At 37.4% G+C, this 16,700-nt stretch carries 14 protein-coding genes and 1 pseudogene; 12 read left to right on the forward strand and 3 right to left on the reverse strand.

From position 1 onward, the window contains the following. Positions 1-160: 160 nt before the first annotated feature. A complete protein-coding gene (locus ACSVDH_RS06705) occupies positions 161-580 on the reverse strand; it encodes a GNAT family N-acetyltransferase (protein ID WP_439248961.1) in 420 nt (139 codons plus the stop codon). 115 nt (positions 581-695) lie between these two features. Here ACSVDH_RS06705 and ACSVDH_RS06710 point away from each other — a divergent pair. Next, positions 696-803: pseudogene (locus tag ACSVDH_RS06710) on the forward strand (Tn3 family transposase); the annotation flags it as partial. Here the strand turns inward: ACSVDH_RS06710 and ACSVDH_RS06715 are convergent. Then, positions 803-2,122, reverse strand: coding sequence for a prolyl oligopeptidase family serine peptidase (locus tag ACSVDH_RS06715; protein ID WP_439249155.1), 1,320 nt, complete (start codon positions 2,120-2,122; stop codon positions 803-805). The pseudogene ACSVDH_RS06710 and the gene ACSVDH_RS06715 sit on opposite strands and share 1 nt — an antisense overlap. Before the next feature lie 513 nt (positions 2,123-2,635). Here ACSVDH_RS06715 and ACSVDH_RS06720 point away from each other — a divergent pair. The 6 genes from ACSVDH_RS06720 (at position 2,636) to ACSVDH_RS06745 (ending at position 9,505) form a co-directional block, all read left to right on the forward strand. Beyond that, complete coding sequence (locus ACSVDH_RS06720; protein ID WP_439248962.1) at positions 2,636-3,550, forward strand: ArsR/SmtB family transcription factor; 915 nt, start codon at positions 2,636-2,638, stop codon at positions 3,548-3,550. A 111-nt stretch (positions 3,551-3,661) separates the two neighbouring features. Next, complete coding sequence (locus ACSVDH_RS06725) at positions 3,662-4,948, forward strand: extracellular solute-binding protein (RefSeq protein WP_439248963.1); 1,287 nt, start codon at positions 3,662-3,664, stop codon at positions 4,946-4,948. A gap of 44 nt (positions 4,949-4,992) precedes the next feature. Continuing rightward, a complete protein-coding gene (locus ACSVDH_RS06730) occupies positions 4,993-5,886 on the forward strand; it encodes a carbohydrate ABC transporter permease (RefSeq protein WP_439248964.1) in 894 nt (297 codons plus the stop codon). Then, positions 5,844-6,719 carry a carbohydrate ABC transporter permease gene (locus ACSVDH_RS06735; RefSeq protein ID WP_439248965.1) on the forward strand — a complete coding sequence of 292 codons (876 nt, stop codon included), beginning with the start codon at positions 5,844-5,846 and terminating at the stop codon, positions 6,717-6,719. The genes ACSVDH_RS06730 and ACSVDH_RS06735 overlap by 43 nt, the downstream gene beginning before the upstream one ends. Positions 6,720-6,742: 23 nt before the next feature. Then, the gene (locus ACSVDH_RS06740; RefSeq protein ID WP_439248966.1) at positions 6,743-8,542 is read left to right on the forward strand and encodes a glycoside hydrolase family 2 protein; all 1,800 of its coding nucleotides are present in this window, start codon (positions 6,743-6,745) and stop codon (positions 8,540-8,542) included. Positions 8,543-8,554: 12 nt separating this feature from the next. Continuing rightward, on the forward strand, positions 8,555-9,505 hold the full coding sequence (locus ACSVDH_RS06745) for a glycoside hydrolase family 43 protein (RefSeq protein WP_439248967.1): 951 nt from the start codon (positions 8,555-8,557) through the stop codon (positions 9,503-9,505). Between the two features lie 349 nt (positions 9,506-9,854). On the opposite strand, the gene ACSVDH_RS06750 is transcribed toward ACSVDH_RS06745, so the two are convergent. Then, entirely contained in the window at positions 9,855-9,989 is a 135-nt protein-coding gene (locus ACSVDH_RS06750; protein WP_299093994.1) for a hypothetical protein, read from the reverse strand. 417 nt (positions 9,990-10,406) lie between these two features. Between ACSVDH_RS06750 and ACSVDH_RS06755 the strand changes: the two genes are divergently transcribed. The 5 genes from ACSVDH_RS06755 (at position 10,407) to ACSVDH_RS06775 (ending at position 16,685) form a co-directional block, all read left to right on the forward strand. Beyond that, entirely contained in the window at positions 10,407-10,742 is a 336-nt protein-coding gene (locus ACSVDH_RS06755) for a DUF3231 family protein (RefSeq protein ID WP_439248968.1), read from the forward strand. Beyond that, positions 10,657-11,418, forward strand: coding sequence for a DUF3231 family protein (locus ACSVDH_RS06760; RefSeq protein WP_439248969.1), 762 nt, complete (start codon positions 10,657-10,659; stop codon positions 11,416-11,418). Before ACSVDH_RS06755 ends, ACSVDH_RS06760 begins: the two co-directional genes overlap by 86 nt. A 364-nt stretch (positions 11,419-11,782) precedes the next feature. Continuing rightward, positions 11,783-12,703, forward strand: coding sequence for an ArsR/SmtB family transcription factor (locus ACSVDH_RS06765; protein WP_439248970.1), 921 nt, complete (start codon positions 11,783-11,785; stop codon positions 12,701-12,703). 386 nt (positions 12,704-13,089) lie between these two features. Further along, on the forward strand, positions 13,090-14,862 hold the full coding sequence (locus ACSVDH_RS06770) for a glycoside hydrolase family 2 protein (RefSeq protein WP_439248971.1): 1,773 nt from the start codon (positions 13,090-13,092) through the stop codon (positions 14,860-14,862). A 26-nt stretch (positions 14,863-14,888) separates the two neighbouring features. Beyond that, positions 14,889-16,685 (forward strand): glycoside hydrolase family 2 protein, encoded by a 1,797-nt coding sequence (locus ACSVDH_RS06775; protein WP_439248972.1) that lies wholly within the window; start codon positions 14,889-14,891, stop codon positions 16,683-16,685. Positions 16,686-16,700 lie beyond the last annotated feature (15 nt).

A 16,700-nucleotide genomic window follows, 5' to 3' on the forward strand; every position in this document is an offset into this window, starting at 1 on the left:
CATTTCAATTTCTTTCACAAAAAATTACTGCTGTTAATAACAAATTGACATAAGGGTTTATTCAATAGCAGCGCCCTTATGTGGAAGACTCGAATTCAAAATAATCATAAAAGACATTAATAATTATCTTCCTCTTTTGCCCCTTAATCTTGAATAACTACTACTTTGATTTAAAGTATATGATTTCAGGATCTCCTTCATCTAAATTTTCAACTATACCACTCTGAATAAATCCATTTGTATTAAATACTTTCTGCATTTTAATGTTAGAACGATTAGTAGAAGAAAATACCTTCGTAGTAGGAGAAGTGCGAATCATATAATCCATCAGTAAGCTTGCAAATCCTTTTCGTCTTTTGGACGGTGACACAATAATTAGTGATATAAAAGAACATTCAAAGAAGTTCGTATCGTAAATTAGAAATCCCACAATGTATTCTTCTTCTTTAGCAATTATACAGTGTCCTAGCTTAATGGCATTCTCAATATAGTCTCGTCTGCTTGTGTTGCCAATAACCCCACTGTCTATATTCACTATTTTGTCCAAATCTTCAATATTTGCCTTAACAACGGTTTTCATCTTACTTCCCCTTTTTCAATAATCCTGCCCAATTTTTCAATATGTAGAGAGCGATTACATTATACAACAATCGCTCTCGTTCAAGAAGGGAAATATTCTATAGTTCTGTACAATGAACGTAACCATTGCCTTACGTGAAATGGGACGAATAGAAAAAACAATCTGTATTCTTAATTACATTTCAAATGAATCTCTAAGAAGAAAAATACAAAGGGGATATAATCACTTATTTAACGATTGATTAGCTAACCATTCCATTAGTGATATCTTCTTTCCATCAATGGTTTTCACAACTTCATTATTATACACATAAATCCATGACCAATGTCCATGATATTCGTATGTTGTGCCATCAGCATTTTGGTATAATCCTGAAGTATCTACTACATTATCAAATAAGGAAAGGTGAACATCTTTTGCTCCTGCTTCGATTAAGCGATTGTAGGTTGGAACAACAAATTGATCAGCAGGGACAACGTTATCTGTTTTGGCATGAATAAACCAGATTGGCAGGTTTTTCATGTTCTCAATGTCTTCATCTGTGATGAGGGTGTCTTTAAGTGCTTCACAGGTTGGAAAAGCTGCTGCAAAGTATTCAGGATAATCTCTGATCATCAGCATGGTCATATATCCACCGTTGGAATCTCCTCCAATGTAAATTCTATTTTGATCAATATCCTTATTATTTGCAACATAATCCTTGATTAAGGATAGTAAAGCATCCTGATATTTTGAAGTACCGTCACCAAAGCCAGTGAAACCATCCATCCAGAAGGTTGGCGTTTGCGGGGCAAGCACATACGCTCCATCAAAATAAGATTGTATTTCCTCTGATGCAAAGTTTGCTGCTTTGTTTCCCGAAATAGCGATCGTAGGGTCTGTTCCACCTTCACCTGCTCCGTGTAACCAAATGATTAATGGACTTTTCCCATTATCTTTTACTGGAGTATAATCAGCGTAAGTTAACGTGACATCATCATATGTAGCCTTTCCTGTTGAGAAGTCATCCACTAGTTCTCTTACCCCACCATTAAACGTATCCACGACTAGTTCTGAAATGGTCCCTGCAGGAGTTTCTATTTCCTTTTGTTGAGTAATGGTATATTTATTTTCATTCCAGTCATTATATCCTGATCCTTCAACGTCATAGTTAATTGCAGAACCTAAGGAAATGTCAGGGGCAATTTGCATCTCTAACATAACGTATTTTCCAGTTTTAACAGCTGGGGTTCCATTTTCATCAGCTACAAAGGCATTTGTGACCTTACGAGACCCTTCTTCTAAAAACGGATTAGCTAAACGGCTATCACTCCTTGATACATGCACCTCAAAAGTGTCTTTTGAAACAGAATCATTTGGTACTGGTTTTCCTAAATCAACAATTACTTTCGTAATAACTGCTCCCCAATCTTCAATTTCTGTTACAGTTCTGTAGGATGATGGCTGTGTTTTCAGCTCATTTGCATTTGTTTCTGGCTTAAAAGAAAGTGTTGTACCGGCAACTAAAGTACTTAACATATCTGTTTTTGCATGTTTTTTCATTCCTTCAAACAAATGGATAACCTCCTTAAAGTTTTTTGAACGCTTACAAAATTTGATCGATCTTTCCAGCTAGAACATAAGAAATTTCTAGATTCTCATGCCAATATCTTGGGATAAAGTTTTGTTTATCTGAGGTATGAAGGATGAGTTTAATAGGCAAAAGATCATCGGTTTTTACCAACTCGTATTTGTAGTCCTTACAGAGACCTCTCTTAATGAAAATTGGTTTATTTTAGCTATGATAATATCCCAATACTAGCTGAAAGGAAAGAAAAACTTATGAATATCAAGGGGAAAGGTTATATTTGTGTACAATGATGTTACTTATCTCTAAAAACGTCATTAAAATGCTAGAAAGAAGTCATCTTCGGGGTTCATCTAATGCTAGAGACAAGACCTATTAATGACTACTTATAATGACAAACTTATTTTTTATTCCAACCCTTGACATCACCTAATCATATTTAAGATAATTTTTATAACAATAAAAATTGTAATAAAGTGGAGGTTATAGTGAGAACATTACAATTAACTTTACATGAAGCGATTGAAATATGTAAAACACTTGGTCATGAACAAAGAATGGAAATCATTAAAATTTTGGCTGATGGACCAAAGAATGTAAATGATTTATCAGATCGACTTGGGATTCCATTTAGTACGGCTGCTGTGAATGTGAAAAAATTGGAGGAAGCGGGACTAATTGGTACTGAAATGATCCCTGGACGCGGAAGCCAAAAGATTAACACCAAACTATATGACAGAATTATCATAAATTTAGAAGAGCCAAAGCAGGTGAACGAAGATTCCTTAACGTTTGAAATGCCAATTGGCGAATATGTTAATTGTGATGTTGAACCATCTTGCGGTCTGCTTGGCGATCAAGAAATCATCCATATCCTGGACGATCCGCGTTCTTTTTACGAGCCGGAAAGAAAAAAGGCACAATTAATTTGGTTTCGCTCAGGATTCGTGGAATACCATTTTCCAAACAGGATACCCTATGGAGTAAATATAGAAGAACTTAGTTTTTCAGCGGAAATATGTTCGGAAGCTCCTTATCACAAGGTGGATTGGCCTTCAGATATTACGTGCTGGATAAATGATAAAGAGCTTGGTTACTGGACCTCTCCAGGTGATTTCGGAGGGGAAAGGGGATTTTTAACTCCGAGTTGGTGGGAAACACATAATACACAGTATGGCTTATTAAAAAAATGGAAAGTAAATCATGAAGGAAGTTTTATTGATGGCTTAAAAATATCTAACACAACCATTAAAGATTTGGAGCTTTTGGAAAAGCCGTTTATTTCATTAAAACTTGGAGTAAAGAAAGACTCGGTAAATAATGGCGGAATGAATTTATTTGGGTCGCAATTTGGTAACTATGAACAGGGCCTTATAATGAAAATTAAATATTCTTCAACATAATAAAAAGCGTTCCATGTTATGGAACGCTTTTTATTATGTAAAATATTATTACAAAAACTATTGATTAATTACAATAAAACATGTAATAATACGTACGAGGGAGGGTTTAATGTGACGAAAAGAAAAATGTTTTTAGTGGTTACATCGCTCATGTTATTCTTTGGCGGGTATTTTCTCTATCGCTCGTATTATGAAGAAAACTTTGCCAATACAGAAAAGGGAAAAGTAGAAATAGCCTTTATAAATGGCTTTACAGGCGGCGATGGTGCCTACATGAAGAAAATTACGGATGGATTTAATCAATCGCAAGATAAATACCATATTGTTGAACTTCAGGAAAAAGACCATTACACAAAGTTTAAATCCGGCAATTATGATCTGGTAGTCATTCATGGAAATAATCTGGACACATATAAGAAAGACGGCTTAATTCAGGATATATCTCCAGTGCTGGAAAAAGCGGGGATTAAGGAAACAGATTTTCACCCAGCTGGACTAAAAATAATGAAGCTTGATGGCAAATTATTTGCTGCCCCTCTGGATATTCACCCTTTAACTATGTTATATAACAAAGATTTTGTTTCTCAAGAAGTGTCAACATATGAAGACTTAATCAAATTAAATACTGTATTACAGGCAAAAAACAAAAATGTATACGCTTTAGGAGTTCCATCAAGCGGTTTAGTAGAGTTTTACATGTTAACGATCGCAGCTCAAAACGGGATTGACTTAAAAAAAGATAATTATTTGAATTTTAGTCAACCTGAGTTTGCAGATGCATTAATGACCTTTCACGACATGATTTGGAAAGACAAGATTTCTCCACCTGGTCTTGGCTTAGATGGCGAATTTCAATCGTTTATGAAGCAGGCTAAAGGAGGAGGCGGTACTGCCCAAACAGCCATTGCCTTAACAGGACCTTGGTTTTATGGTGCTGCTAAGGAACAGTATGGAGATAGGCTGGGAGTTACATCCGTTCCTAAGCTAGGAGAAAAACAAGCGGTATACGGTAATTCACATACGATCGCTTTATCTTCGAAAGTGGAAGACCCGGAAGTTTTGGAGGGCATCTCAGCCTTTTTAGAATATTTGTACACTCCAGAGCATTTAATTCATTGGGCTGAAGGAGGACAAGCACCGCTCCATCTACCGACGATCAAATTAATGGAAGAACATAAAGAAAAGTATGAAGTTGCCTATGCAAACACTCAACAATTCGATACATTCGTACCAGCTCCACAAGTGTATTTGTTTGGAGAACAAATGCGTTATATGAACACAACTGTTTTTACTAAATTAGTTTCCAACAAAAACTTCACGAAAGAGCAATTAATGGATGAACTAAATAAGGCTACAGATTTAGCAAAACAAATAGGCAACGCAGAACCTAAAAAGTAAGTGAAGAAGACTTTTTATAAAATTCAAAAGCATGGAGGTAACAAATGTTTAACAAAAAATCTTCAAGAAATTGGGCTATGTTGATGATATCTCCATTCATCTTGTTTTTTGTTATGTTTTGGCTGGTGCCTCTACTTTACGGAGTATGGATTAGCCTGCATGATTGGAACATCTCAAATGGCAATAACGGGTTTGTAGGGTTAAAAAATTACGTCAATATTCTTACTTCAGGCACGATCTATAATGAACTTTTTATGAAGGGGTTAGTCAACACATTACTATTTGTCGTCATTAGTGTACCGCCACTAATTCTGATCAGTCTCGGTCTGGCTCTGGTGATCGATCATTTGCCTGATAAGTTAAAGCCAGTTTTTAGAACGATTTATTTTCTTTCTTATTCTGTATCCGTCACAGCCGTTTCTGCGATCTTTTTATGGCTATTTAATGGAAATGGCGGATATGTTAACAATCTTTTTGGTAGTCAAATAAATTGGCTGGGAGATCAGCCGTATGCATGGATAACAATTCTAATAGCAACCGTATGGTGGACGATTGGCTTTAATATGCTGTTATTTGTGAATGCCTTGGATGAGGTGGATGGAAGTTTATACGAAGCGGCTGGATTAGATGGTGCTGGACCATTTGCAAAATTCAGATATATTACTCTTCCAGAAATTCGTAATGTGACCATTTTTATTTTAGTCACAACTGTCATCGCTTCATTTAATTTGTATGGACAAACGCAACTGATTACAGCTGGAGGTCCTGAACAATCAACAACCACACTTATTATGAATACTCAGCAAACTGTTTTTAATTTGAACCAGCTAGGTGTGGGATCAGCAATGGCCATACTAATGGGGCTCGTTATGATGCTGGTAACTGGAGCTCAGTATTGGATGACTTACAAAAAGAAGGAATTAAAGGAAGTGACTTAAAAATGAACATGAGCAATAAGAAATCGATTCCAATCGTCATCATTGCTGTTATTCTGTCGGTAATATTTTTACTTCCGCTTGTTTGGATGGTTTTTACCTCTTTTAAAACATTAGGAGAGTCTATGTCAAGTACTTCCTTGTTTCCAAAGGAATGGACGTTGATAAATTATACGGGAATTTTTACAGATGCTTCTCAAGCCCCAATCATCTTATGGTTGTTTAACACGGGGATCATCACCTTAATTGGGACAGTTCTGGTCGTCATTGTTGATATATTAGCTGCCTATGCGTTGGCGAGGCTTAATGTTCCGGGGAAAAAGGTTATTTTACTTTTAGTAGTAGGTGCGCTAACCATTCCAGGGATTGTCACACTTTTTCCGGCTTTTTATCTGTTCAAAAGTGTAAATTTATTAGATACCTTCGTACCACTTATTTTCCCGTATACTGCAAGTACACTTGGGGTGTTTCTTATTTATAACTTTTTGCTTTCCTTTCCGAAAGAATTGGAGGAAGCAGCATATATAGATGGTGCCTCACAGTGGGACATTTTAGCGAAAGTCATTTTTCCGGCGATAAAGCCGGTAGTCATGACACTTGGCGTTATTACCTTTATGAATATTTACAATGATTATCTATGGCCGTCATTGGTCGTGAATTCAAATGAAATGAGGACAATTACGACAGGGATTGCGAGTTTAATACAAGGAGCTAACTTTGTCAATCCTGCGAAAATGATGGCTTCTACTGTCATAGCAACGATCCCGGCAATTATCGTATTTTTGTATGCAAATAAATACTTTGTTAAGAGTGTAACAAATTCAGGAATTAAATAATTGGTGTGTAAGGAGAGAATAATATGATCTATCGTCAAGAATATCCACGACCCCAGCTCGTACGGAAAGAGTGGGTGAATTTAAATGGCATATGGGATTTCGCATTTGATGATCAAAATATTGGTTTAGAAGAGAAATGGTTTAAAAAAACCCAAGAATTTAACGAAAGCATCAATGTGCCGTTTGCTTATCAAACAAAGCTTAGTAGTATTGAAGATTCATCCTTTCATGATGTTGTTTGGTATCGTCGCACATTTGAGGTCCCAAAAGGCTGGGAAGGAAAACGGACGATTTTACATTTTGGTGCAGTTGACTATCGCGCGTGGGTCTATGTAAATGAACAGCTTGTCGGATTTCATGAAGGCGGCCATGTTTCCTTTTCCTTTGATATTACAAATTACTTGACCGGCGGGACAGAAACCGTTGTCGTTCGAGTGGAAGATCCTTCTACAGATGAAACAATCCCTAGAGGTAAGCAATATTGGATTGAAAAATCAGATTCTATTTGGTATACGCGTACTACAGGAATTTGGCAAACGGTTTGGATGGAACCGGTAAGTCCTGCACACCTTTCGAAAGTAAGATTTACTCCTGATGTAGATAATGGAGAGATAAAAATTGATTTTGAAGTGACAGGTGATTACCAAGGGAAAAGAGCGGAAATAGAAATACGATTTAAAACTGAAGTCATTGCACGAGACATTATAGACGTTCATGAAAGCTATACAAAACGAGCGATTCATCTATATAATCGACAAATCTTTAGAACCGGTTTTCATCACGATGGCTGGAATTGGACGCCGGAAAATCCAAATCTATTTGATGTGAAATTATTGTTGAGAGATGATCATCAGGTTTTGGATGAAATCGATTCGTATTTTGGGATGCGGAAAATCCATTCTGAAAATGGAATGATCTATTTAAATAATAAACCTTATTACCAGAAGCTTGTTCTTGACCAAGGATATTGGCCGGAAGGGTTATTAACTGCACCATCAGATGAAGATTTGAAAAAGGATATCGAGCTTGCAAAGGAAATGGGATTCAATGGGTGCAGGAAGCACCAAAAAGTGGAGGATCCGAGATTTTTATACTGGGCAGACCAATTAGGTTACCTAGTATGGGGAGAATGCGCAGCTTCTGCCTCTTATAGTGAAGATGCGGTTGCTAGATTAACAAGAGAATGGATGGAAATCATTGAAAGAGATTATAATCACCCGTCAATTGTCGCATGGGTCCCTTTAAATGAAAGCTGGGGAATCCCGAGAGTTCGTGCGAATAAGCAGGAACAGCATCATTCTCTTGCCATGTATCATTTGATTCACTCGTTGGATACGACACGTCTTGTCATCTCGAACGATGGCTGGGAAATTACAAAATCTGATATTTGTGCTGTTCATAATTATAATCATGGCAACAAAGATGAAGCGGCAAAATACGAGGCATTTATAGAGTCCATCGCAACGAAGGAAAGTATTCTTAAATCACAGCCAGCTAAACGTAAAATTTATGCAAATGGTTTTGACCACCAAGGCGAACCGATCATCTTAACAGAGTTCGGTGGAATCGGCTTTAAAATAGGGGAAGATGCAGGCTGGGGATATACGTCTGCAAGCAATGCTGAAGAATTTCTCAGTGATTACAAACGTGTAATGGAAGCAGTCTACAGTTCTAAAGCCCTCCACGGTTATTGCTATACACAATTGACAGATGTTGAACAAGAAATTAACGGACTATTAACCTATAATCGTGAACCAAAATGTGAGTTATTAGAGATAAAAAAGATTAATGATATGTGGCACCAGGAAATCATAAAGGATTAGGTGGTAGGAGACATGGAAAAGGGATTTCGAACGATAAAAAAGCTGAAAACGGATGATATCCATATGAGAGATCCATTTGTTTTTCCTTATGAAAAAGAAGAAAAATATTTCTTATTTGGAACAACCTTTGCTGATGGATGCGGAGACAAGGAACCAGTCTTTGAAGTCTATGTGGGCGAAGATTTAGAAACCTGGGAAGGACCTTATGTTGCGTTTCAGCCTCCAAAAGGTTTTTGGGGAGTCCGGCATTATTGGGCTCCTGAGGTTTTTGAAATTGATGGGCGTTTTTATATGTTTGCTACCTTTAAAGGAGGGATAGGTGAACATCGCGGGACAGGCATTTTGGTTGCTGATCATCCTGCTGGTCCCTACAAGCCTCATAGCAATGGTCCTGTAACACCAAAAGAATGGGAATGCTTAGACGGAACATTTTATGAAGATAACCAAGGCCAAAGGTGGATGGTTTTCTGTCATGAATGGACGCAAGAGTATGAAGGAAAAATCAAGGCGATTCGTTTAACTCGCGATTTAACGGAAGCACAGGGAGAAGCGGTACAAATCTTAAATGCAGCAGATATGGAATGGATTCGCAAATTTGGCGATCCCCGGATTGAAAAAGATGGATTTTTAACGGATGCACCATTTATGTATCATGCTAAAAACGGAGATTTAATCATGTTATGGTCCAGCTATTCGATACAGAATTTTGGTGATGCCGGTTACGGTGGTTATACAGTAGCTGTGGCACGATCTGCCTCAGGCAAAATGGAAGGACCATGGACACATGACAAGGCTTTGTTAATGGATCGGAATGCCGGTCACTCAAGCCTGTTCCGAGACTTCCAGGATCAATTGTATATATGTACACACTATCCTGATACACCTCATGGCAGCGAAAAACCGCTTTTTGTAAAGGTGGAAGAGGTAGAAAATGGGTTAGTGATTGAACAGAGAGATGAATGAGATACCTCATAACAAATTGGAAATATCTATAAAAATAAAGTTTTCTCTTTTTTCACTATCCTTCGACTAATGGCTAGCTATTAGTCGGAGGATTTTTCATTTTACTGAATAAAGGATAGAAACGATTCCAATTAAGGTACTTCAATCTTGGAAATTGTGAGGAAAATAAATATAAAAACAGAAATATATTATATATACGGATTAAAAATGGAGGGCACAAGGATTGCTTATTTGTCGTAAGACAAAACAAACTATAGGGGTAGTTAAGCAGACCCTTGCACCCTTTAATAGTGTAACAGTATCTATGGAGTAAATTCAAAAATATTTAAATTCTAATAGATGAAATGGATCAATACTTAATTCCTTTAAATTTTAAGTTGCGATTTTCCCCTGCAATTTCCTTTAATTTTGCAACAGCTTCCAGAATACTATTGGCTTTAATGACAAGCTCATCTGAATCAATGATAAAGACAAATTGCTTCATTATAAACACCATCCTTTTTAAAAAAAGAGGTACAAGGATTATGAAACACAGAGGGGAATTGTGAGAAGCTTTTAATCCTTGTACCTTTCGTAAGAAAAACCTTGATTACATAGTAAGGTAGAAATTTATGTAATTCTAATCATTCGTGAGATTTTCTTCCTGTTTGATATTGTCGAAAAGACAAAAATGTGTAACAAAATGTTCAATAAAAGTTCAATTTTAATGGAAACATAGGATTTCGTTCATTTAATCAATTTCCTAATCATTCTTTGACATATTTTTCGTTCGTTATTTTCCCTTTGCTTCTTCATCACTTTGTTTTGGAAGTTATTAACATGTGTAAAAAAGTTAAATCAGCGGAAAATTTAGTTAGAATTATTTTTATTAAGTTGCTCCAAATTGAAGGGGGACTAATGAATGAAAATAGACGGAAAAGTTATCAAGCTTACAGCAGCAGAGATTTCTCAGCTCTGGTCTGCTTATATGAATGATAGTGCAGCAATTTGTCAATTAGCTTATTTTTTGAACAAGGTGGAAGATGATGACGTTAAACCCGTTATTGAGCATGCTTTAAAGCTTTCGCAAGCACATATAGGTACGTTAACTGACATAATGAATAAAGATAAATTTCCGATACCGTATGGATTTAAAATGGAAGAAGATGTAGATGTCAATGCTCCCAGATTGTTTTCGGATCATTATGTATTGCAATATTTACTTCCAGATGGGCAGAATCGGGTTAAATGCCTATAGTATGGGGGTATCATTAGCTGTAAGGGCAGATGTTTTTAGTTTTTTTAATGAATGTTTTAAGGAATCCACTGAGCTGCTTCGACAAACGAATGAGGTCTTATTATCCAAAGGCTTGTACATAAGGTCGCCTTATCTTGAAATTCCTGATCACATTGACTTCGTAAAAAAGCAAAATTTCCTAAGCGGCTACTTTGATAAAAGACCATTGACTGCACTGGAGATTACCAATATTTTTGGAAATTATGAACGAAATGCTTTAGGTATTGCGACCTTAATGGGATTTAGTCAGATAGCTCAATCAAAAGAGGTAAGACAATACCTTAAAAGAGGGAAAGAAATCGCACAACAACACTGTGAAAAGTTAGGGAATCTTCTTAAGGAAGAGGAGCTTCCTGTTCCAACTACTTGGGATGCCGAAGTAACAGCTTCGACAAGCTTTACTTTCTCAGATAAATTAATGATGTTTTATACAACGGCGTTAACGGCAATTAGTCTTTCATATTACGGAGCGGGCACTTCTTCAAGCCCTAGAAGAGATGTTGCTGTTAAATATGCGAGTCTTGGAAGGGATATCGCGCTATATGCAGAGGATGGAGCAAATCTTATGATTAGCAATGGTTGGTTTGAAGAGCCGCCACGGACATTGGATAGAGATGAGTTAGTAAAAAACAAATAAATAATCATTAGGTAAGGCCTTGATAACTTTGTGTTAGCAAGGCTTTTTAAGTCGTTTAATTTTTTGTGACTAGCCCTAGCCCCTCATGAATTGAAAGCAAAGAACGTCTTTTCTATTCATGAGGGTCTTATTTCACCTAGGCTGCGCCAATTGATCAATAAGACTTTGAAAACCAAAATTGTCATTGCTATATCAAAAGTTTACTATTAAGGGTAAGTACAGTCGTAATGAAAAAAACGAATGTTGGATTGTTTTCTTGACGAAGGTAAACGATTACAATAAACTTAAATTATTACACATTTTTTGTTATTATTAAGTTATATAACAATTTTTTTGAACAAATAGGAGTTTTGGGGGGACAGCCTTGTTAGAATTATCGCTTAAACAGCCTGAGAAGCTGCGTAAGGTTGCGCATGCTTTATCATCAGAAGTTCGATTAAAAATCATAGACCTGTTAAATACAGGGAATGTGAACATAAATCAATTGTCAGATATGTTGAATATACCTGTATCAACGGCAGCATCCCACATAAAGGTGCTTGAAGAAGCAGGATTGATCTTAACTCAACTTCGCCCTGCCAGCAGAGGTGCGATGAAGGTTTGTACACGAAATTTTGATGACATTCATATCAGTTTAAATGCTCCAAGAAGTATGAATGATTATGAAAGTTATGAGCTTGAAATGCCGATCGGGCAATATACCGACTTCCTTGTTTCACCAACATGCGGTATTGCTGATCAAGATGGGCTGATCATACCGGAAGATGAACCGGTTCATTTCTATAGCCCAGCTCGTTCAAGCGCACAGCTTATATGGACAAGAAAAGGCTACTTTGATTATAAGTTTCCGCTTGTCATTCCACCTGGTGCAAAGGTAAAGTCAGTTCAGGTTTCGGCAGAGGTTTGTTCTGAGGCGCCAAATTATGACCATAATTGGCCATCTGATATTACCGTCTGGTTAAATGGGGTAGAAATTGGGACGTGGACAAGCCCTGGTGATTTTGGGGATCGCCCTGGAAAACTGAATCCTAAGGCATGGGGGGAAACAACCCGGACACAATATGGAACCTTAAAAACGTGGAAAGTAACAGAAGAAAGGGCAACAATCGATGATGTTTACCTTTCGAATATAACCATCCAGGACTTAGGTATATTAGAGAGGGAATTCTTGTCATTTCGAATTGGGATTAAAGAGGACGCCGTTCACAAAGGCGGAATGAATCTGTTTGGTCGTGAATTAGGTGACCACCCTCAGGATATTAAATTGAAGATATCATTCTATTAACTTCATACTTACTAAAGAGAAGCCTTCTTGTGATAAGAAGGCTTTTTATTATACGTTAAGCGTATGAATTGGCAGCGGAAAAGTAAATCGACGTAGTGGCCAATTTTAAGCGTGAAGTATCAGTGCAACTGCGCATCACGCTTCACCTTTCAGGTTCGCCAGTCGGCGAGGTTTCTTTATTACAAAAAATCTGTAATTAAACAAATAACTATAAAAAAACATATTGACAACGAATAATTGAAAGCGTATTCTTTAATTAAAGTTACAGAAAAGTTGTAATAAAACATTTTTTCAGTAATTTTTAATCTCTATGAAATTATTATTTTCTTAATTTTAAAAAAACAGAAAACGACTCAAAAAGCAAAGATGAAAAGGAGAGTATCTAAATGACAACGACATCAACCACTATAACGACTTATCAGCGAACAGAATATCCGCGCCCTCAATTTCAGCGCAATTCTTGGAAAAACTTAAATGGAACATGGAAATTTGCCTTTGATGACAACAATATTGGAGAAAAAGGTTTATGGTATGAAAAGCCGGCATTCTCAACAGAAATACAGGTTCCTTTTACATATGAAACAAAAGCAAGTGGAATTGGAGATGAAACCTTTCATCCGTATATTTGGTACCAAAGGGTGTTTGAGATTCCGAAAGAGGAAGCAGGAAAACGAGCCATTTTACGGTTTCAAGCTTCCGATTATCTAACAAAGGTATGGGTGAACGGGAACTTTATCGGCCAACATGTTGGCGGAAATGCAGCTTTTTCCTTTGATATTACAAATGCAATCGATAACTCGAAAGAAAACGAATTGGTTGTGAAAGTTGAAGATAGCAATAATTGTGCTCAACCAAGGGGCAAGCAGCGGTGGATAGAGGAAAACTTTGGATGCTGGTATGTACAAAATACGGGGATATGGCAAACGGTTTGGCTGGAATTTTTAAACGATGAATGCATTGAACGAGTGAAAATGACTCCGAATATTGATAAGAACTCTGTTGCGTTTGAATACAAGCTTAATGGGGATTTAAATGATAGTTGGAAATTAGAAACAACGATTAGTTATGACGGCAAAAAAATAAAGCAATTCTCAACTGTACCTGATCGTGCAAATACAAGAGTGGAGGTTGATCTCCTTTCAGAGGTACATAATTGGAAGGTGTTGTACTGGACACCGGAACATCCGCATTTATACGATGTTACGTTCCGCTTGACCGTAAATGGAGAAGTGGCAGATGAAGTACATTCCTATTTTGGAATGAGAAAAATTTCGATCAAAGATGGCAAGGTCCTGCTGAATAATCAGCCAATTTACCAGAAGCTTTTATTAGATCAAGGATATTGGCCAGATACGATGCTTACCCCGCCTTCAGATGCAGCGATCTTAGAGGATATCGAGAAAACGCTTGAGATGGGCTTTAATGGTGTTCGAAAACATCAAAAGCTTGAGGATGAACGCTTCTTATATTGGTGCGATAAAAAGGGATTACTTGTCTGGTCCGAAATGGCAGCGACCTATGAGTTTTCCGATGAAGCGGTAGAGAATTTCACAAAAGAGTGGCTCGAGATTATTCAACAGCATTACAATCATCCATCGATTGTTACATGGGTTCCTTTTAATGAATCGTGGGGAGTATCTAATATCTTTACAGATAAAAGGCAGCAAGCTTTTACAGAATCGATCTATTATTTAACAAAATCGATTGATCCCGAGCGGCCGGTTATTGTGAATGACGGCTGGGAGCATACAATTTCGGATATCATCGCCCTTCATGATTATGAGGAGTTAGGCGAAGTATTTTTAAAACGTTATCAAAATAAGGATCAAATCTTAAACAATGAGATTACTCATAACCATCATAAGTATGCATTTGCAGAAGGTTATGAGTATAAAGGTCAGCCGGTCATGTTGACGGAATATGGCGGCATTGCCTTCCAGTCAGAAAAAGGCTGGGGCTATGGCAATCAAGTGAAGAGTGAAGAGGATTTTCTAGCTCGTTATGAATCGATCACTCAAGCAATTAAAGATACGCCATATCTTTGCGGCTATTGCTATACCCAAATCACGGATGTACAGCAAGAGGTGAATGGTCTTCTATATGAAGATCGAACTCCAAAAATAGAACTTAAGAAAATCAGAGAGATTAACCGTAAATAATTTCAGGTTGGATAAAAGGAGAAGCTATGACATTTCGACAAGAATACCCGCGCCCGCAATTAATGAGAAAAGACTGGCTTAATTTAAATGGTGAATGGGATTTTCAATTTGATGACCAGAATATTGGATTAGAAGAAAAATGGTTTGAAAAAGGAAGGGAATATCAGCAAAAAATCAATGTTCCTTTTGCTTATCAAACAAAGCTTAGCGGTATTCATGATCCTGCCTTTCATGATTGGGTTTGGTATCGCAGAGAATTTGATATTCCCGAATTCATGCTTGGCAAGCGCATCATCATGCATTTTGGTGCTGTAGACTATCGGGCAATGGTTTTTATTAACGGAAATCTAGTTGGTTCCCATGAAGGTGGCCACACTGCTTTTTCCTTCGATATTACAAACTATTTAATAGAAGGAAAACAATCAGTTGTTGTCAGAGTGGAAGACCCTTCCAGAGACGAAACAATCCCTCGCGGCAAACAGTATTGGATTGAAAAATCGGCAGCGATTTGGTATACACGGACCACCGGCATCTGGCAAACGGTATGGTTAGAGGCAGTAGATAAAACACATATCAACAAAGTCAGGTTTACTCCTGACATTGATAATGGCGATATCACCATTGATCTTGAGGTAACAGGTGAATATATAAATAAAGATGTTGAAATTGAGATCAGCTTTAAAGGTGAGCATGTAGCTAAAGAAACGGTCAAACTATATGAAAGTTTTACGAAACGATCAATCAATCTCTATAATCGAAAAATATTCAGAACAGGATTCCATCATGTTGGGTGGAACTGGTCACCGGAAACGCCAAATTTATTCGATGTCAAGATCCGCTTGAAAGAAGAAGCTGCAGTACTTGATGAAATCACTTCATACTTCGGAATGAGAAAAATCCATACGGAAAATGGCATGGTCTATCTTAACAACAGACCGTATTATCAAAAGCTGGTTCTTGACCAGGGGTACTGGCCGGACGGTTTATTGACTGCACCTACCGATCAGGATTTAAAGAACGATATCGAATTGGCAAAAGAAATGGGCTTTAACGGGTGCAGGAAGCATCAAAAGGTTGAGGATCCAAGATTCCTATATTGGGCAGATACATTAGGGTTTCTAGTATGGGGAGAATGTGCTGCCTCTCCATCCTTTAGTGAGGATGCTGTTGCTAGGCTCTCAAAAGAGTGGATTGAGATCATTGAGCGAGACTACAATCACCCTTGTATCGTTACATGGGTACCTATTAATGAAAGCTGGGGAGTTCCTTTCATCTGCACAAATGAACAGCAAAAGCACCATTCTTTGGCAATGTATCATTTGATCCATTCGCTCGATCCTACTCGGCTAGTGATTTCAAATGATGGTTGGGAATTAACGAAAACAGATATTTGTGCGGTCCACAACTACAGCCATGGCCACAAGGATGAAGTTGAAAAATACGATGCATTTCGTCATTCTATAGCAACAACAGAACAGATCCTTCAGTCAAAACCTTCAGGCTGGAGCATCTATACGAAAGGATTCGAATATAACGGTGAGCCCATTCTCTTAACCGAATTTGGCGGAATTGGTTATAAAGTGGGAGAAGAAAATGGCTGGGGGTATACGACAGTCACTAATGAGGAAGAGTATCTGGCAGACTATGAAAGAGTGATGAAAGCAGTCTATGAATCTAGCGCATTGCATGGCTTCTGCTATACACAGCTAACAGATGTTGAACAGGAGATTAATGGGATTTTGACCTATGATCGCAAGCCGAAATGTGATTTGCGTAAGATTAAACGAATAAATGATATGTGGCATGCAGAGGTCGTTAAATAACTCGAATGGATGAAT

Origin of the sequence: Metabacillus sp. Hm71, assembly GCF_051842955.2 — a bacterium.
Lineage (GTDB): Bacteria > Bacillota > Bacilli > Bacillales > Bacillaceae > Metabacillus.